This window comes from Pseudomonas sp. GM18, assembly GCF_000282195.1.
GTDB lineage: Bacteria > Pseudomonadota > Gammaproteobacteria > Pseudomonadales > Pseudomonadaceae > Aquipseudomonas.
In genome coordinates this window covers 34459-52893 of sequence record NZ_AKJT01000062.1, presented here as the reverse complement: position 1 = coordinate 52893, position 18435 = coordinate 34459, and the positions used below count along the sequence as shown (strand labels likewise).

The following is an 18435-nucleotide window of genomic DNA, read 5'->3' as shown; positions in this document are numbered from 1 at the left end:
ATACCAGAGCCTCCCTTACCCCGATAAGCGTCACAGCGGTTATGCTCATCGCTCAATTAAGCGACGGGATGCCGCGTGACTGAACTGACGCCCCTGCAAAACCTCTGGCTGAGCGAAACCATCCGCCTGCGTGAAGAACACGCCGGCCCCCTGGATGATCTGGAAGCCAACCGAGTCGCCCGTAGCGCCGGCGGCGACCTGCCGACGCGCATTCAATGCCGCGCCCGGTGGCTGGCCGAGCGCGACGGGCAGACCCGCGCCCTCAAACACTGGCTGCAAGGCGCGCGACTGGCGCTGATCGTACTCGCCGTGCTGGCCGTGATCAGCGGCGCCGGCCTGGCGTTGGCCGCGCTGGGCGACGGCCAGACCCCGGTCAATGTGTTCTGGGCCTTGGGCAGCCTGCTGGGGCTGAACCTGATTCTGCTGTTGAGCTGGGCCCTGGGCCTGGTGTTCGCCGGCGAACAGGGCGCCGCCCTCGGACGCTTGTGGTTGTGGCTCAGTGAAAAACTCGCCCGCGATGCCAACGCCGCGCAACTGGCGCCGGCCCTGCTGCTGTTGCTGCAACGGCAGAAACTCAATCGGTGGGCGCTGGGTGTGCTGGTCAACGGCTTGTGGTTGTTGGCGATGCTCAGTGCCTTGGTGATGCTGCTGACGCTGATGGCGACCCGGCGTTATGGCTTCGTCTGGGAGACCACCATCCTCAGCGCCGACACCTTCGTCGCCATGACCCAGGCCCTCGGCGCCCTGCCAGCCTTGCTCGGCTTCAGTGTGCCCAGTGTGGAGATGATCCGCGCCAGCGGCGATGCCGCGCTGAACATCGAAAGCGCCCGCCAGGCCTGGGCGGCGTGGCTGGTGGGCGTACTGCTGGTATACGGCGTGTTACCGCGTCTGTTGCTCGCATTGTTCTGCCTGTGGCGCTGGAAAACCGGCCAAGCAACCTTGCATCTGGATTTGAACCTGCCCGGCTACGCCCAACTGCGCGAGCGGTTGATGCCCACCAGCGAACGCCTGGGCATCAACGATGCCGCGCCTGAGCAACTTCAACGGTTTGAAAACGCAGCCAGCGATCTGCAAAGCGATGGTGCGCTGTTGGTGGCCATCGAGCTGGACGATCAACGCCCCTGGCCGCCGCAGCTACCGAAAAGCGTCAACGACGCCGGCATCCTCGACAGCCGCGAGTCCCGGCACAAACTGCTCGAACAGCTGAGTCGCTTTCCTCCGGCCCGGCTGGCCATCGCCTGCGATCCGAGGCGTTCGCCGGACCGTGGCAGCCTGGCGCTGATTGCCGAACTGGCTCGCAGCGCCACCGCCACCCGCGTGTGGTTGCTGCAAGCGCCGCCCGGCGAAGCGCTGGACGCCGAACGCTTGGGCGACTGGCATGTTGCGCTACAACAACTGGACCTGCCATTCGCCGATTGCGCACCGTTGAACTGGCTGGAGACGGGTCATGACTGATGCCTGGAAACAGCCGTTGAAACTCGCCGTGGTCGGCCACACCAACGTCGGCAAAACCTCATTGCTGCGAACACTGACGCGGGATGTCGGTTTCGGCGAAGTGTCCCATCGCCCCAGCACCACGCGCCACGTCGAAGGCGCGCGATTGTCGGTGGACGGCGAACCATTGCTCGATCTGTTCGACACGCCGGGGCTGGAAGATGCCATCGCCCTGCTCGACTACCTCGAGCGCCTGGAGCGGCCCGGCGAACGCCTCGATGGCCCGGCGCGACTGACACGCTTCCTTGAGGGCAGCGAAGCCCGGCAGCGCTTCGAACAGGAAGCCAAGGTGTTGCGGCAATTGCTCGCCTCGGATGCCGGCCTCTACGTGATCGACGCCCGGGAGCCAGTATTGGCGAAGTACCGCGACGAACTGGAAGTGCTGGCCAGTTGCGGCAAACCGCTGCTGCCGGTGCTGAATTTTGTCAGCAGCGCCCAGCAGCGCGAACCGGATTGGCGTGAAGCCCTGGCGCGATTGGGCTTGCATGCCTTGGTGCGGTTCGACAGCGTCGCGCCGCCGGAAGATGGCGAACGCCGACTGTATGAAAGCCTTGCGCTGCTGCTGGAAAATTCCCGCGGACAACTGGAGCGCCTGATCGCCGATCAGCAGGCCCAACGCCTGGCCCGTCAGCAGAGTGCAGCGCAGCTGATTGCCGATTTATTGATCGATTGCGCCGCCTGCCGCCGTAGTGTCGCCAGCGAGGCGGAGCAGGAACAGCAAGCGATCAGCGAATTGCGTAAAGCAGTGCGTCAGCGCGAACAACGTTGCGTCGAAGCCTTGCTCAAGCTCTACGCCTTCCGCCCACAGGACGCGGCGGCCAGTGACCTGCCGCTGCTCGATGGCCGCTGGGGCGATGACTTGTTCAACCCGGAAACCCTGAAACAGCTCGGTGTGCGGGTCGGCGGCGGCATCGCGGCCGGCGCGGCGGCCGGGGCCGGAGTCGATTTGCTGGTGGGCGGCCTGACCCTCGGCGTGGCCGCACTGGCCGGTGCGATTGCCGGCGGCGCCCTGCAAACCGCCCGCAGTTACGGCAGCCGCCTGCTGGGCAAGATCAAAGGCCAGCGGGAATTGACCGTCGACGACAGCGTGCTGCGGCTGTTGGCCTTGCGTCAGCGGCAATTGCTGCAAGCCCTGAACCGGCGCGGGCATGCGGCGATGGACAGCATTCAAGTCGCCACACCACAGGACAAAACCTGGCGCGAAGGCAAACTGCCGGAAGCACTGAACAAGGCGCGGGCGCATCCGCAGTGGTCGTCGCTTAATCCTCATTCAAAGGTGAATCAGGCGGAGCGGCAGGAGCAGGTTGAGGTGTTGGCGCAGCAGTTGTAGACCTTGGGTAATTGAGGCGCTTGGGCGGCTCCCATCGAGCCTCGGTCCCACACTTCTACGCGGCCAACAGGCGCAACGCCTTTTCCTTCAACACATCCAGATCAATTACCGGCACCCACATCTGCTTGGCCAACTCATCCCACTGACGCATCCGCAAACTGACGGCACACAACGGGTCCTGCTCGAAGGCTTCGGCCTCGGTGACACTCATCACCCCGCCCTGATACTCCAGCGTCCGCCGACTGGCTTCGCTCAAACGCTCGTAGTACCCAGGCTCTTTGAGCGTCAGATAACGCTTGGCCTGCACGTGATATTCCACCAGCCGCACCATGCGTTCGCTGAAGCCGGCCCGACGCAAATATTCGGCGCCCAAACGCTCATGGCTGACCACACCAAAGCCACCCATGCTCTCGGCCCCCTCGGCACAGAGGTGCCCAATGTCGTGAAAGAACGCCGCCAGCACCACTTCATCATCGAAGCCCTCGGCCATCGCCAGTTCGGCCGCCTGCGACATGTGCTCGATCTGCGACACCGGTTCGCCGATGTAGTCGTTGTCGCCAAACCGTTCGTATAGAGCAAACACCTCGGCAATCACTTGCTGATGGCGGTCCATCAACCGTCTCCCAGTAAAGTCGCGACATTACGCTCAGCCAGCGCCGGCCCGACGCTCATGCCGACACCTGAGTGCATCAGCGCCACGCTCACCCCCGGCATCGGCCGCAGAAAGGAGAACGGCCCCGGCCCGCGTGAACCGTAAACACCCTGCCAGCGCTCGACCACTTGCACCTTGCAACCCAAGGTTTGTTCGGCCAGTTCGAGCATCCAGTCGTCCACCTGCTCGGCATTGAACGGTGACGGATCGCTGCCGTAATGATGGGAGTCGCCGATGATCAACTCACCGTACGGTGTCGGGCTGATCAGCAGGTGAATGCCGTTTTCATGCAGATGAGGCGCCTCGCGCCGAATCTGCGCCTGTACCGCGGCCGCTTCCGGCAAATCGGCGAAAGCGCCGTAGTGCACGCAACTCAGACCGGTGAGCAGTGCGTGTTGTAGGTTGAGGTTGATCTGCGGCCGGGCGCGGAGCATTTGCAGGCGGCAGATTTGTGGGTTGAGTTCGGCAATCGGCTCGGCCAGCAAGGTTTGATAATCGTGACCGGAGCAAACGATGATCTGCTCGGCGCTGAAGGTGCCGGCGGTGCTGTGCAAGCGGCCCGACTCAATGTCGCGCACCAGGGTGGAAAAGTGAAACTCGACGCCCAACTCGCGGCGCAGGTAGTCGATCAATGCCGGGATTGCCTCGCGGGAATACAGTTGCTGGTCGTCCATGCCGTGCAACGCGGCGCGATGATGGCTGAACTGACCGCCGTATAAATCCCGCAACGCTGAACCACGCAGCAGGTCGACGCGGTAACCGTGCTCTACGGCACGCCCGGCGCAGAAGGCTTCCAGCAGGTGCTCTTCCGCTTCGGTACGAGCGAACAAGTACGAGCCGTTGCGCTTGAGGTGCAGGCCGGCGAGCTCTGCCCATTGGCCCCAGATTTCTCGACTGGCCCTGGCCAGTTCCAGCATGGGTCCCGGTGGTTGGCCGGTGACCAGTGCCTGCCCGAAGTTGCGCACTGATGCGCCCAATGGTGTGGCGCTGCGCTCGAAGACTTTGACCTTGAGGCCGCGCCTGGCGGCGGCATAGGCGTGGGACAGGCCGAGAATGCCGGCGCCGACGATCAGCATGTCGTTGTGTTGTGTCATGGAGTTCCCCAATGATCGTTCCCATGCTCAGCGTGGGAATGAATCCCGTGACGCTCTGCGTCACAGGGGACGCGGAGCGTCCTTTGCTGCATTCCCACGCAGAGCGTGGGAACGATCGGTGGTGCTTACTTGGCAACCACTTTCTCGGACTTGCCGTCATAGCGCTTGCGCCATTCGGTGAGGATCTCGTCGCGATTCTTCGAGGCCCAGGCAAAGTCGTTCTTGATCAGGCGCTGCTCATAGTCCGCCGGCAATTCGGTCTGCGGCTTGGCGATACCCGGTTGCGCGAGCACCGCGAAGTTCTCTTTATAAAGCTCCATCGCCGCCGGGCTTGCGGAGAAGTCGGCCAGCTTCTTCGCCGCGTCTTCATGCGGTGTGCCTTTGATCACGGCGGTCGCTTCGATCTCCCAGCCCAGGCCTTCTTTCGGCAGGATGATGTCCAGCGGCGCGCCTTGGCGCTTCAACTGAACAGCCGGGTATTCGAAGGAAATGCCGATCGGGAATTCACCGGCAGCGGCGAGTTTGCACGGCTTGGAACCGGAGTGAACGTACTGGCCGATGTTCTGGTGCAGATCATCCATGTACTGCCAGCCCTGTTTCTCGCCGAAGGTTTGCAGCCAGGCGCTGACGTCGAGGAAACCGGTGCCGGACGAGGCCGGGTTGGGCATGACGATCTTGCCTTTGTACTCAGGCTTGGTCAGGTCCTGCCAGCTCACGGGTTTGCTCAGGCCCTGCTTTTCGGCTTCGACGGTGTTGAAGCAAATGGTCGCCGCCCACACGTCCATGCCGACCCAGGCCGGTGGGTTAGCGGCATCACGGTAGTTGCCGCCGATCTTGGCCAGGTCCTTCGGCGCGTAGCTTTGCAGCATGCCTTGCTGATCGAGGATCGCCAGGCTCGACGCCGCCAGGCCCCACACCGCATCGGCTTGCGGGCGGGCTTTTTCGGCCAGCAGTTTGGCGGTGATGATGCCAGTGGAATCACGCACCCACTTGATCTCGACGTCCGGGTTGGCCTTCTCGAAGGCCTCTTTGTAGGTCTTCAGTTGTTCGGCTTCGAGGGCTGTGTACACCGTCAACTCGGTTTTCGCAGCGAAGGCGTTCAGGCTGAAAGCGGTGAGGACAGCAGCGGCCAGGGCCAAGGGCTTGAACATGGTGCAATTCCTGTGTGAGTTGAAGGTGTGAATCAAAGACCGGGCGCGATCTGCCGCCAGGCCTGGGAGCGGCGCAATAAACCGCGCGAGGCCCAGGCCAGCAGCAGGGACACGCCCGCCGAGGTGAACAGAATCAGGGTCGACATCGCCGCCGCGCCGCCGACGTTGCCGGCGTCGTCCATGTTCAGCACCGCGACCGCCGCGAGGATGGTGTCGGGGCTGTAGAGGAAGATCGCCGCCGAGACGGTGGTCATGGCCGAAACGAACAGGTAGCGCACGATGTCCAGCAGCGCCGGCAGGCAGATCGGCACGGTGACCCGCAGGTAGTGCCGATACAGCGGCGCCTTGAGCGACAGCGCGGCGGCTTCGAACTCAGCGTCGAGCTGACGCAGCGCGGTGGTGGCGGTCATTTGCGCGGTGGTCAAATAGTGAGCAATGGTGCAGACCACCAGCAGGCTCATGCTGCCGTACAGCACATGCAACGGGTTGCCAGTGAGGTTGAAGAAGAAGACGTAACCCAGCCCCAGCACCAGACCCGGCACCGCCATCGGTACGAAACTGAGCATGCGCAACGTCAGATTCAGCCCACGCTGGCCACGGGTTTTCTCCATCAGGTACGCGCCGGTTAAGATCAGCACGCTGCCGATCAACGCCGTGCACAGCGCCATTTTCACGCTGTTGCCATAGGCCAGCCAGCCACCGCCCGCAGTGTCGTTGAACTGGTAATGGTTGAGTGACAGCGACAGGTTGTACGGCCAGAACTTCACCAGCGACGAGTACACCGCCATGCCGAACACCAGCAGCAACATCGCGCAGATCAGCAGCACGATGGCCAGATAACAACCGTCGCGCAGCGTCGACGGCGCCGGTTGAAACACTTGCGCCCGACCGCTCATGGAGTCGCCGTGACGCCGACGCAGCCAGGCGTCGACACCAAAGCTGAACAGCGCCGGCAGCAGCAGGACCATACCGATCAGTGCGCCGCGACCGAATTGTTGCTGACCGACCACCGCTTTGTAGGCTTCCAGCGCCAGCACTTGATAGTCGCCACCGACCACCACGGGCACACCGAAGTCGGTGATGGTCAGGGTGAACACCAGACAGAACGCCGCGAACACCGCCTGACGGGTCGCCGGCCAAGTGATGCTGCGAAAGGCTTTCGCCGGGCTGGCGCCCATGCTGGAGGCGGCATCGAACAGTCGCGCATCCGCCAGGGACAACGCCGACAGCAAAATCATCAAGGCGTGTGGGAAGGTGTAGATGACCTCGCCGAGCACAATGCCCCAGAAGCCGTAGATGTTGTCCGAGAGCAGACTGCGCAACAGGCCCTGATTACCGAACAGATAAACCAGCGCAATCCCCGGCAACATCGACGGCGCCATCAACGGCAGCAGCGACATACCGCGCCAGATACCTTTGCCGGGAATCAACGTGCGTTGCAGGGCGTAGGCAAACAGGTAGGCCAGCGGTACGACAATCACCGCCACGCTGAGGGAAACTTTCAGGCTGTTACCGAGCAACCAATGGAAATTCGCACTGGTCAGTAATTCACGGGCAGCGACCAGACCGCCGCCCTGCCCGGCCTGCGAACTGAACCCGCGCCAGAAGATCGCCAGCAACGGCATCAACACCGCCACGCCGAGCAATACCAGCAACAGCACTTTGCCGCCGACCACGAACAGCCGGTCGCCGATCTCGGCACGGGAGGTCTGCCGAACCTGCTTGCGCGGTATCGGCAGCGCGATGTTCGCGCTCATCAGGCAAACACCTGCAGACTGCGCGGCGGCAAGGCGACCATGATTTGCTGGGCACCGAGACGCGGCATGGCTTCCGGCGCCAATTCCGCCAGCAATGCATGACCTGGCAATTGATCGAGTTCGAAGCTCATGCGGCAGCGGTTGCCGAGAAAAGTGATCTCGCGAACCTTGGCCGGGAACAGGTTTTCTTCGTGAACCAGCGGGTTGACGTTGATCGCTTCGGGGCGGCAGAACAACCGGCCCGACGTGGTTTTCGCACTGCCTTCGGCCAGGCGCATGTGCATCCCGCCGACCTGGGCATGGCTGTCGCTGCTACGGCGAAACGGCAGCCAGTTGCCCTGACCGACGAACTCCGCCACAAACGGTGTGGCCGGGCGGTCATAGATGTCCTGCGGCGTGGCGTATTGCTCGACCTTGCCATTATTCATCACGGCGATGCGGTCGGCCATCAGCATGGCTTCGTCCTGATTGTGGGTAACCATCAGGGTGGTGATGCCGAGGTTGCGCTGCAGTTGGCGCAACTCGGTGCACAGATGCTCGCGAACCCGGGCGTCGAGTGCCGACATCGGCTCGTCCAGTAGCAACAAGGACGGCGCCGGAGCCAAGGCCCGAGCCAGGGCCACCCGTTGTTGCTGACCACCGGACAACTGGCCGGGGTATTTTTTCTCACTGCCGATCAGGCCGACCAGCTCCAGCATCTGACCGACGCGCTGGCGCACTTCATCGCGACCGCTGCCGGCGAGGCCGTAGGCAATGTTCGCCTCGACGGTGAGATTGGGGAACAGCGCGTAGGACTGGAAGAGAATGCCGTAGTCCCGGGCTTGAGGTGCCAAGTGGGAAACGTCGCGATCGCCAAGGTACAACTCGCCGCTGTCCTGGCGCTCAAGGCCGGCGATGCAGCGCAGCAAGGTGGTTTTGCCACAGCCCGACGGCCCCAGCAGACACACCAGTTCACCGGCTGCCACGTCGAGGGAAACGTTATCCAGCGCGGTGAACGCGCCGAAGCGTTTCTGCACGCCGCGCACTTTCATCGGCGCACCGGGGTTGGTCAGGGCAGTTGCGATCGAGTGGTTCATGGACAGGCCTCATCAAGCAGATGAGGGCCATCCTAGGTTTGCAATGCGTCCGTCATGTGGCAACGAGGCAAAAACGGCCGATAGTGGTATTCAAGGATTTGGGTTCAGCACTGATCTAAACCGGAGCCATTTCCTGCGCCAACCCGAGAAACGCCGCCGGCAACCGCGCGCCTTTCCTCTCTTTGAGGCAGTACAAATACTCGGGAATCTGCGGCGCATTCTCGAGGGTCAGCACCCGCAATTGTGGATCGTGCGGCACTTCCTGCCGGGCGATGATGCTGATGCCGATGTTGCGCAACACCGCTTCACGAATCGACTCGCGACTACCAATCTCCAGCAGTGGCCCGAAACTCACTCCCGCGCTGGCCAGCAACTCTTCGGTCAAGCGCCGGGTGGTCGAGCCCGACTCGCGCATCAACAAGGTGTGCCCCGCCAACGCACTGAGCGGTACATGATCATGCACCGCCAGCGGATGATTGCGATGCACCGCCAACACCAGCGGATCGCTGCCGAGCACCCGGCGGATCAGCCGCGCATCGTCGAGCAACTGCGAGGACGCGGCGACATCGACCCGGTAATCCTCCAGCGCCTCGAGCACCTGTTGGGAATTGCCGATTTCCACCGACACTTCCACCTGCGGCAAGCGCTCGCGAAAGGTCTTCACCAGATCGAGGATGTAATACGGCGCCGTGGCGGCAATGCGCAACGTGCCCTGGACCTGACCGCTGTTGCGCAGGAAGAACTCGATATCGGCTTCCTGCTGCAACAGCGCCTTGACCATCGGCAACAGCCGCGCGCCTTCGTCGCTGACGCTGAGGCGGCGGCCGCCACGGTAGAACAGCTCCACCGAATACTGGCTTTCCAGGTGCCGGATCTGGGTCGTCACCGTCGGTTGGCTCAGGCCGAGCTTTTTCGCCGCCAGGGTAATGCTGCCCAGCCGGGCCACCATGTAAAACGCCTTCAGCTCGGCACTCAGCACACCCGCCCCTCATCGTCTATTTGCGCAACAGGCGCAAACCGTTGAACACCACCAACAGGCTCACGCCCATGTCGGCGAACACCGCCATCCACATGGTGGCGATCCCGGCGAAGGTTACCCCAAGAAAGATCGCTTTGATGACCAATGCCAGGGCAATGTTCTGTTTGAGGATATTCGAGGTCTGTCGCGACAGGCGGATGAAAGCCGGGATCTTGCGCAGATCGTCGTCCATCAGGGCGACATCGGCGGTTTCGATGGCGGTATCGGTACCGGCCGCCGCCATGGCGAAACCGATCTCGGCCCGCGCCAGTGCCGGGGCATCGTTGATGCCGTCGCCGACCATCCCCACCCGATGGCCCTGGGCATACAGCGTTTCGATGGCTTGCAGCTTCTCGGTCGGCAACAGATCGCCCTGCGCCTGATCGATGCCCACATGGGCGGCGATGACCTGGGCGGTGTGAACGTTGTCGCCAGTCAGCATCAGGGTTTTGACGCCCAGCTCATGCAATTGCTGGATCGCTTCGCGGCTGGACGCTTTCACGGTATCTGCCACGGCGAACAGCGCCAGGGGACCGGACTTGTCGAGCAACAGCACCACCGATTTGCCCTGTTTCTCCAGAGCAAACAGCTTTTCTTCCAGCGCTGGAGAACACAGGCCCAAATCTTCCACCAGACGGTGGTTGCCCAAGTGGTAGAGCTCGCCGTTGATCTCGCCACGCACGCCCCGCCCCGCCAGGGCTTCGAAGTTATCCACAGTCAGCGACGCACGCTGGTTATCCACAGCCGCATCCATAGCCGCATTGGCGATGGCCAGGGACACCGGGTGATCCGAACGACCGGCCAACGCCGCTGCAATGGCCGGGGCTGTTTGATCGGCGGTCGGATCGAGGGACAAATAGTCGGTCTGCACCGGTTTGCCGTGAGTGAGGGTACCGGTCTTGTCGAGAGCCAGGTAATCGAGTTTGTAGCCGTGCTCCAGGTAGACGCCGCCCTTGACCAGAATCCCTTTGCGCGCCGCTGCCGCGAGGCCGCTGACGATAGTCACCGGAGTGGAAATCACCAAGGCGCATGGGCAGGCGACCACCAGCAACACCAACGCCCGGTAAATCCAGTCGAACCACAGCGCGTCCATGAACAGCGGCGGGATCACCGCCACGGCCAAGGCCAGGATGAACACCGCCGGTGTATAGATTTTCGAGAAGCTGTCGACGAAACGCTGGGTCGGCGCCCGCGCCCCTTGGGCCTGTTCCACGGCATGAATGATGCGCGCCAGGGTCGAATTGTTTGCCGCGGCAGTCACGACATATTCCAGCGAACCGGACTGGTTGATGGTACCGGCGAACACCTTGTCGCCGATGGTTTTCTCTACCGGCAGGCTTTCACCGGTAATCGGTGCCTGATCGATGGTCGAGCTGCCGGACACCACTTCGCCATCCAGACCGATCCGCTCGCCGGGACGCACCCGCACCCGCGCGCCTAGCTCGATGCTTTTCACCGGTTGTGCGACCCAACTACCGTCAGCCTGCAGCACCGTGGCTTGTTCCGGGGTCATCTGCATCAGCCCGCCGATGGCATTGCGCGCCCGGTCCAGAGACCTGGCTTCGATCAGCTCGGCGACGGTGAACAGGAACATCACCATCGCCGCTTCTGGCCATTGGCCGATCAGGACCGCACCGGTCACCGCGATGCTCATCAGCGCGTTGATGTTCAGGTTGAGGTTTTTCAGGGCGATCCAGCCCTTTTTATAGGTACCCAGGCCGCCACTGAGGATCGAGACCAGCGCAATGACCGCCACCACCCAATTGGGCGCAGCGTTAGTGAAGTGGATAACTTCAGCCGCCAGCGCACCAACGCCGGACAGCGCCAATGGCCACCAAGGTTTTTTCTCTGGCACAGGCGTTGGCGCTTCGACGCCTTGTTCCAGTGGCTCGGCGTGCATGCCGAGGGATTTGATGGCGTCGATGATCGGCGCGGTGCCCGGCAGGTCATGGGTCACGCCCAACACCCGATTGATCAGGTTGAACTCCAGCTGCTGCACACCCGCAAGCTTGCCGAGCTTGTTCTGGATCAGCGTCTGCTCAGTCGGGCAGTCCATGGCCTCGATGCGGAAGCTGCTCAGCCGCGCGCCGGCGGTCGGTGTCTCGTTCAATTTGATCAGCGATGGCGCCGCGGCTTTGGAGGAACAGCAGGAATCGCCGTGGCCGCCATGGTCATGGCTACCATGGACATGCTGGGGCACAGGCTGCAGCTTGTGGCTGTGATCGTGATCGTGATCGTGATCAGCCTCGGGTTTGTGGGTGTGAAGAGAATCGCTCATTGGTCGCGTCCATGAAGGTGCCTGTTGCCAAGTAAAGACCCTGTAGCCACTATAGGGTCAAGCACCCATTTGGAGATTGACGCGATGAAAATAGGGGAACTGGCGAAACTCACCGACTGCGCCGTGGAAACCATCCGCTACTACGAGCGCGAAAACCTGCTGCCGGAACCGGCCCGCAGCGACGGCAATTACCGCGTCTACACCCAGGCCCACGCTGAGCGCCTGACCTTCATCCGCAATTGCCGCACCCTCGACATGACCCTCGAGGAAATCCGCAGCCTGCTCGCCCTGCGCGACAGCCCGCAGGATCAATGCGAAAACGTCAACGCGTTGATCGACGAACATATCCATCATGTGAAGGCACGAATCGACGGCTTGCTGGCGTTGCAGACACAACTGCTCGACCTGCGCCAACGCTGCAGCGAAGGGCCGGATATCGATCAGTGCGGGATTTTGCAGCGGCTGGAAGTGAGTGGCGGGGTTGTGGCGACGGAGGTTGAGCATTCCCATGTCGGCCGCAGTCACGGGCATTAGCAGCCCATGATCGTTCCCACGCTCTGCGTGGGAATGCAGCCATGGACGCTCCGCGCCCACTGTGACGCAGAGCGTCACGGGAGTCATTCCCACGCAGAGCGTGGGAATGATCAGGTGGGCTAGACCGCCATCGGCGCCGTCATTGGCGCGTGGTGCTCGTAGCCTTCGAGCGAGAAATCACTCGGCTCGATCAACTCCAGCCACTCCGGCTGGTACACGCCGGTCTTGGCGAATTCCGGCACACGGTCGGATATCTTCAGCTTCGGCATGGCGAACGGCTCGCGTTCGAGCTGTTCGTTGAGCATGTCCAAGTGGTTTTCGTAGACGTGGGCATCGCCGATGAAATAGGTGAACCAGCGCGGTGTGTAACCGGTCAGGCGACCGATCAGGCTCAGCAGCGCGGCGCCTTCGGTGAGGTTGAACGGCGTGCCCAGGCCCAGGTCGTTGGAGCGGATGTAGAGGGTCAGGGAAATTTCCTTGGTCTCGACATTCGGGTGGAACTGGTACAGCAAGTGGCACGGTGGCAGGGCCATCTCATCGAGCTGGGCGACGTTCCAGCCGTGGAACAGAATGCGACGGCTGCCCGGGTCCTTGATGATGGTGTCGACGCACTGGCGGATCTGGTCGATCGCCTTGTACAGCACCACATAAGCCTGGCCGTCTTCCTCGCCTTCGGCGATCTGCCGATAACCCTGGCTCAGGGTCTGCTCGATGGCGGCCTGGTTGCTGACCGGAATCTGCTTGTACGCCGGCCATTTGCGCCATTGCACACCGTAGATCTCGCCGAGGTCGTCTTCGCCCTGACGGAACGGGTTGGCCAGCCACTGGGCGTTTTCGTTGGCGTTCTGGTCCCAGACCTTGCAACCCAGCGCACGGAATTCAGCGGCGTTGTTCACCCCGCGCAGAAAACCGCACATCTCGCCGATGGCCGACTTGAAGGCCATCTTGCGGGTGGTGATCGCCGGGAAACCTTCCTGCAAATCGAAGCGCAGCATCGCACCCGGAAAGCTGATGGTGTTCACACCGGTGCGGTTGGCCTGCTTGGTGCCGTTCTTGATGACGTGGGCGACCAGTTCGAGATATTGCTTCATGAATTACCTGTGTCCTTGAACCCGGGGTCGTCACCCCGGGATTCGAATTTATACGGCTGCCGCTGGAGCCGACGGGGCGCGTCGATAGGCCAGCCAGATCAGGAACAGACCGCCGACGATCATCGGTACGCACAGCACCTGACCCATGGTCAGCCAGTTCCAGGCCAGATAGCCCAGTTGCGCATCCGGTACGCGAACGAATTCAACGATGAACCGGAAGATGCCGTAGAACAGCGCGAACATCCCGGACACCGCCATGGTCGGCCGTGGCTTGCGCGAGAACAGCCAGAGGATCAGGAACAGCGCCACACCCTCCAGTGCAAACTGGTACAGCTGCGACGGGTGACGCGGCAACTGCGCCGGATCGCTGAACGGCGGGAAGATCATCGCCCACGGCACGTCGGTCGGCTTGCCCCACAACTCGGCGTTGATGAAGTTACCGATACGCCCGGCACCCAGGCCGATCGGCACCATCGGCGCGACGAAGTCCATCAGCTGGAAAAACGACTTGCCGTTCTTTCTACCGAACCACAACGCCGCCAGCATCACACCGATAAACCCGCCGTGGAACGACATGCCGCCCTTCCACACTTCGAAAATCAGCGTCGGGTTGGCCAAGTAGGCATGCAGATCGTAGAACAGCACATAACCCAAGCGACCGCCGACGATGACGCCCATCGACATCCAGAACACCATGTCGGAGAGTTTCTCCTTGGTCCAGGTCGGGTCGAAGCGGTTCAGCCGACGGGACGCCAGCAGCCACGCGCCGCCGATGCCGACCAGGTACATCAGGCCGTACCAGTGGATTTTCAGCGGACCGATGGCCAGGGCCACCGGGTCGATCTGCGGGTAAGGCAGCATTGCGACTCCTCATTAGAGTTGAAACCTTCAAAATTCCCGGGCGACGCTGTCACGCCAGGATTAAGCCAGGATTGCGTTACGCCTCAGAGCAAGAAGCTCAAACCGACGAAAAACAGCAAAGCGGCAAACAGTCTTTTCAGCAAGCGCGCCGACAGCTTGTGAGCCAATCGCGCACCGAGCCGGGCGAAGACCATGCTGGTCAGGGCGATCCCCAACAGCGCCGGCAAATACACAAAACCGAGACTATGGGCCGGCAGCAGTGGATCGTGCCAGCCCAGAATCATGAAACTTAATGCACTTGCCAAGGCGATGGGCAGGCCACAGGCCGACGACGTGGCCACCGCTTGCTGCATCGGCACGCTGCGCCAGGTGAGGAATGGCACGGTCAACGAGCCGCCGCCAATCCCGAAAATCGCCGAAGCCCAGCCAATCACACTGCCGGCCACGGTCAGACCGACTTTACCGGGCACCGTTCGGCTGGCCTTGGGCTTGAGGTCCAAAGCGAGCTGAACAGCAATGATCAACGCGAATACGCCAATGATCTTCTGCAAATTCGGCCCGGAGATCGCTTCGGCGGTCAGCGCGCCGAAACCGGCACCAATCAGAATGCCGAGGGTCATCCAGGCAAAAATCGGCCAACGCACGGCGCCGCGGCGATGATGCTCGCGAACTGCATTGACCGACGTAAAAATAATCGTCGCCAGGGAAGTGCCGACTGCAAGATGCGTCAGGATCGACGGATCGAACCCCTGCAATTTGAAACTGAATACCAGCACCGGGACGATGATAATCCCGCCACCTACCCCAAACAGCCCGGCCAGCACGCCCGCACAGGCGCCCAGCGCCAGATAGAGCAGAAATTCCATGGCCACATCCCCAAGCATCCCGAAACAGGAGCGGCATGGTAACGGATGCACGGCCTCGGGCTCCACTGCGGATGGCGATGGATCGATGAGCGATGTCTGCGTAGAGTGAACAAAAAACACACAAGGACCACCTGATGTGCCTGATTGTTTTTGCCTGGCGGCCAGGTCATGCCCAGCCGCTGATCGTGGCGGCCAACCGTGACGAATTTTATGCCCGGCCCAGCCTGCCTTTGGCGCAATGGCCGCAAGCCCTGCACGTGTACGCCGGTCGCGACCTTGAGGCTGGCGGTACATGGCTCGGTGTCGGCGCCAACGGACGCTTCGCCGCGCTGACCAACATCCGTGATCCCCTTCAGCCACCGGCCGCCAGGTCGCGAGGTGAACTGGTGGCGCAATTTCTCATCGGCGACATGCCGATTGAAGACTATTTAAACGACGTTGTCCGACGTTCGCCTGAATATGCCGGGTTTAACCTGCTGATCGGCAACGCCAACGAGTTGTGGCATTTCAATGCCCGGGAGACCGAGGCGGTCAGGCTCAAGCCTGGGGTTTATGGGTTATCGAACGCGGGACTGGATACGCCGTGGCCAAAAGTGCTCAAGGCCAAGGCAGCGTTGAGCGAAGTGCTGGACGATCCACAGCCGCAGGCGCTATTGGCCTTGCTCAGCGATCCGCAGACGGCGCCGCTTGCCGAGCTGCCGGACACTGGCGTGGGGCAAGCCACCGAGACGTTGTTGTCGAGCGTGTTTATCAAGAGCCAGGCTTATGGGACACGGGCGAGCACGGCGTTGATTGTTCAGGCGGATGGGGTGCGGCATATGGTCGAGCGGAGTTTCGGACCGTATGGCGGGCATTTGGGGGAAGTGGAAGTCAGGGTTTGAAGGTCGGGCAATAAACTGTGGCGAGGGAGCTTGCTCCCTCGCCACAGGGCCGCCGCTGACCTAGAGGGTCTTGACCGAAGCCGGATTGATCATCCGTGCCAACCCAAGGTTTTTCAGCGCCAGCTGCAGCGAGCTGTGGATAACTTGCGGGTTGTCGATGGTCATCAGCTCCGCCAGCAGTTCCTTGGCCTTGCTCAGGTTGATCTGACGCAGCATCCACTTCACTTTCGGCAAGTTGGTGGCGTTCATCGACAGGCTGTCGAAGCCCATTGCCATCAACAGCACTGCCGCCGCCGGGTCACCGGCCATTTCGCCGCAGATACTCACCGGCTTGCCTTCGGCATGCGCATCGCGCACCACACTCTGCAGGGCTTGCAGCACCGCCGGGTGCAAGTAGTCGTAGAGGTCGGCCACCCGTGGGTTGTTTCGGTCCACGGCCAGCAGGTACTGGGTCAGGTCGTTGGAACCGACCGACAGGAAGTCCACTTGCCGCGCCAGTTCCTTGGTCTGATACACCGCCGCCGGAATCTCGATCATCACGCCAACCGGCGGCATCGGCACGTCGGTGCCTTCGTCGCGGACTTCGCCCCAGGCCCGGTGGATCAGATGCAAGGCCTCTTCCAGTTCATGGGTGCCGGAAATCATCGGCAACAGAATGCGCAGGTTGTTCAGGCCTTCGCTGGCCTTGAGCATGGCGCGGGTCTGCACCAGGAAGATTTCCGGGTGGTCGAGGGTCACGCGAATGCCGCGCCAGCCGAGGAACGGGTTGTCTTCCTTGATCGGGAAGTACGACAGCGCCTTGTCACCACCAATGTCCAGGCTGCGCATGGTCACCGGTTGCGGATGGAACGCGGCAAGTTGCTCGCGATAGATCGCCAGCTGTTCCTTTTCGCTCGGGAAACGCTGGTTGATCATGAACGGCACTTCGGTGCGGTACAGACCCACACCCTCGGCACCGCGCTTCTGCGCCCGCGCCACGTCCGCCAGCAGGCCGGTGTTGACCCACAGCGGCATGCGGTGACCATCGACCGTTACGCACGGCAGATCGCGCAATGCATCCAGCCCGAGGGCCAGTTGCTTCTCTTCCTCGACCAGGTCGGCGAACTGCTTGCGCAGCACGTCACTCGGGTTGGTGTAGACCTCGCCGTGGTAGCCATCGACGATCATCTGGATGCCGTCGACCTTGGAATACGGCAGGTCGACCAGGCCCATCACCGTCGGAATACCCATGGCACGCGCCAGGATCGCCACGTGGGAGTTGCCGGAACCGAGTACCGACACCAGGCCGACCAGCTTGCCTTCCGGCACCTCGCCGAGCATCGCCGGCGTCAGTTCTTCGCTGACCAGAATGGTGTTGTCGGGGTAGACCAGCGTCTGCTGCCGCTCTTCCTGCAGGTAGGCGAGCAAGCGGCGACCGAGGTCTTTGACGTCCGAGGCGCGCTCACGCAGGTAGGCGTCGTCCATCAGTTCGAAACGGTTGACGTGATCGGTGACCACCTGACGCAACGCGCCCTGGGCCCACTGACCGGTCTTGATTATGGTGGTGACTTCGCTGCCGAGCGAGGCATCGTCGAGCATCATCAGGTAGACGTCGAACAGCGCCCGCTCTTCAGGCCGCAGCTGGGTCGCCAGCTTGGCGGACAAGGCACGCATGTCGGCGCGCACGCCTTCGATGGCCGTCTTGAACAGCCCAAGTTCTGCGTCGATGTCGGTGATGGTCTTGTCCGGCACCACGTCCAGATCGGCCGGTGGCAGCATGACGACCGCGGTGCCGACCGCCGCACCCGGCGAACCCGGTACGCCGACGAACTTTGCTTCCTGAATACCTTTGCCCTGACGGCCCAGGCCACGGATCGAACCGGTGGCCTCGGCGTGGGCGATAACGCCGGCGAGCTGCGCGCTCATGGTCACGAGGAAGGCTTCTTCACCCTCATCGAACTGCCGGCGTTCCTTTTGTTGAATGACCAACACGCCGACGACGCGGCGGTGGTGAATGATCGGCGCCCCGAGGAACGACGCGTAGCGTTCTTCACCGGTCTCGGCGAAGTAACGGTAGCGCGGGTGATCCGCGGCGTTTTCGAGGTTCAGGGGTTCTTCACGCGTGCCGACCAGGCCGACCAGACCTTCGTTGGGTGCCATGCTGACTTTGCCGATCGAGCGCTTGTTCAAGCCCTCGGTGGCCATCAGCACGAAGCGGTTGGTCTCTGGATCAAGCAGGTAGACCGAGCAGACCTGGCTGCCCATGGCCTCTTTGACGCGCAACACAATAATCCCCAACGCCGCCTTGAGATCCTTGGCGGAGTTAACTTCCTGGACGATCTTGCGCAGCGTATTGAGCATGGCTCGGGGTCG

General features: G+C 62.2%; 15 protein-coding genes. 4 read left to right on the top strand and 11 right to left on the bottom strand.

Annotated elements, in window-relative coordinates; all coding sequences use genetic code 11:
* The first annotated feature begins 75 nt into the window (after positions 1–75).
* Both PMI21_RS11620 and PMI21_RS11625 read left to right on the top strand, forming a co-directional pair.
* Positions 76–1455, top strand: a complete 1380-nt coding sequence (locus PMI21_RS11620) for a DUF2868 domain-containing protein (protein ID WP_007939305.1) — start codon at positions 76–78, stop codon at positions 1453–1455.
* Positions 1448–2824: a GTPase/DUF3482 domain-containing protein gene (locus PMI21_RS11625; protein WP_007939304.1), complete on the top strand. Its 1377-nt coding sequence runs from the start codon at positions 1448–1450 to the stop codon at positions 2822–2824. The genes PMI21_RS11620 and PMI21_RS11625 overlap by 8 nt, the downstream gene beginning before the upstream one ends.
* 55 nt (positions 2825–2879) lie before the next feature.
* Here the strand turns inward: PMI21_RS11625 and PMI21_RS11630 are convergent, their stop codons facing one another.
* The 7 genes from PMI21_RS11630 to PMI21_RS11660 form a co-directional block, all read right to left on the bottom strand.
* A complete protein-coding gene (locus PMI21_RS11630) occupies positions 2880–3437 on the bottom strand; it encodes a phosphonate degradation HD-domain oxygenase (protein ID WP_007939302.1) in 558 nt (185 codons plus the stop codon).
* Entirely contained in the window at positions 3437–4570 is a 1134-nt protein-coding gene (locus PMI21_RS11635) for a TIGR03364 family FAD-dependent oxidoreductase (protein WP_007939301.1), read from the bottom strand. The genes PMI21_RS11630 and PMI21_RS11635 overlap by 1 nt, the downstream gene beginning before the upstream one ends.
* A gap of 125 nt (positions 4571–4695) precedes the next feature.
* Positions 4696–5721, bottom strand: a complete 1026-nt coding sequence (locus PMI21_RS11640; protein WP_007939300.1) for a putative 2-aminoethylphosphonate ABC transporter substrate-binding protein — start codon at positions 5719–5721, stop codon at positions 4696–4698.
* A gap of 32 nt (positions 5722–5753) precedes the next feature.
* Positions 5754–7478, bottom strand: coding sequence for a putative 2-aminoethylphosphonate ABC transporter permease subunit (locus PMI21_RS11645; protein WP_007939298.1), 1725 nt, complete (start codon positions 7476–7478; stop codon positions 5754–5756).
* On the bottom strand, positions 7478–8554 hold the full coding sequence (locus tag PMI21_RS11650) for a putative 2-aminoethylphosphonate ABC transporter ATP-binding protein (RefSeq protein ID WP_007939296.1): 1077 nt from the start codon (positions 8552–8554) through the stop codon (positions 7478–7480). Before PMI21_RS11650 ends, PMI21_RS11645 begins: the two co-directional genes overlap by 1 nt.
* Before the next feature lie 115 nt (positions 8555–8669).
* Entirely contained in the window at positions 8670–9533 is an 864-nt protein-coding gene (locus PMI21_RS11655) for a LysR family transcriptional regulator (protein WP_007939295.1), read from the bottom strand.
* A 16-nt stretch (positions 9534–9549) separates the two neighbouring features.
* Positions 9550–11850, bottom strand: a complete 2301-nt coding sequence (locus PMI21_RS11660) for a heavy metal translocating P-type ATPase (protein WP_007939294.1) — start codon at positions 11848–11850, stop codon at positions 9550–9552.
* 84 nt (positions 11851–11934) lie between these two features.
* Here PMI21_RS11660 and cadR point away from each other — a divergent pair, with 84 nt between their 5' ends.
* Positions 11935–12384 carry a Cd(II)/Pb(II)-responsive transcriptional regulator gene (gene cadR / locus PMI21_RS11665; RefSeq protein ID WP_007897786.1) on the top strand — a complete coding sequence of 150 codons (450 nt, stop codon included), beginning with the start codon at positions 11935–11937 and terminating at the stop codon, positions 12382–12384.
* A 119-nt stretch (positions 12385–12503) separates the two neighbouring features.
* Here cadR and PMI21_RS11670 read toward each other — a convergent pair whose 3' ends face one another.
* From PMI21_RS11670 to PMI21_RS11680, 3 genes are all read right to left on the bottom strand, one after another.
* A complete protein-coding gene (locus PMI21_RS11670; RefSeq protein WP_007939293.1) occupies positions 12504–13475 on the bottom strand; it encodes a thymidylate synthase in 972 nt (323 codons plus the stop codon).
* Between the two features lie 48 nt (positions 13476–13523).
* Positions 13524–14336, bottom strand: a complete 813-nt coding sequence (gene lgt, locus PMI21_RS11675; RefSeq protein ID WP_007939292.1) for a prolipoprotein diacylglyceryl transferase — start codon at positions 14334–14336, stop codon at positions 13524–13526.
* Between the two features lie 83 nt (positions 14337–14419).
* Positions 14420–15202: a sulfite exporter TauE/SafE family protein gene (locus PMI21_RS11680; protein WP_007939291.1), complete on the bottom strand. Its 783-nt coding sequence runs from the start codon at positions 15200–15202 to the stop codon at positions 14420–14422.
* Between the two features lie 134 nt (positions 15203–15336).
* Between PMI21_RS11680 and PMI21_RS11685 the strand changes: the two genes are divergently transcribed.
* A complete protein-coding gene (locus tag PMI21_RS11685) occupies positions 15337–16083 on the top strand; it encodes an NRDE family protein (RefSeq protein WP_007939290.1) in 747 nt (248 codons plus the stop codon).
* Positions 16084–16143: 60 nt separating this feature from the next.
* On the opposite strand, the gene ptsP is transcribed toward PMI21_RS11685, so the two are convergent.
* On the bottom strand, positions 16144–18423 hold the full coding sequence (gene ptsP, locus PMI21_RS11690) for a phosphoenolpyruvate--protein phosphotransferase (protein WP_007939289.1): 2280 nt from the start codon (positions 18421–18423) through the stop codon (positions 16144–16146).
* Positions 18424–18435: the final 12 nt, after the last annotated feature.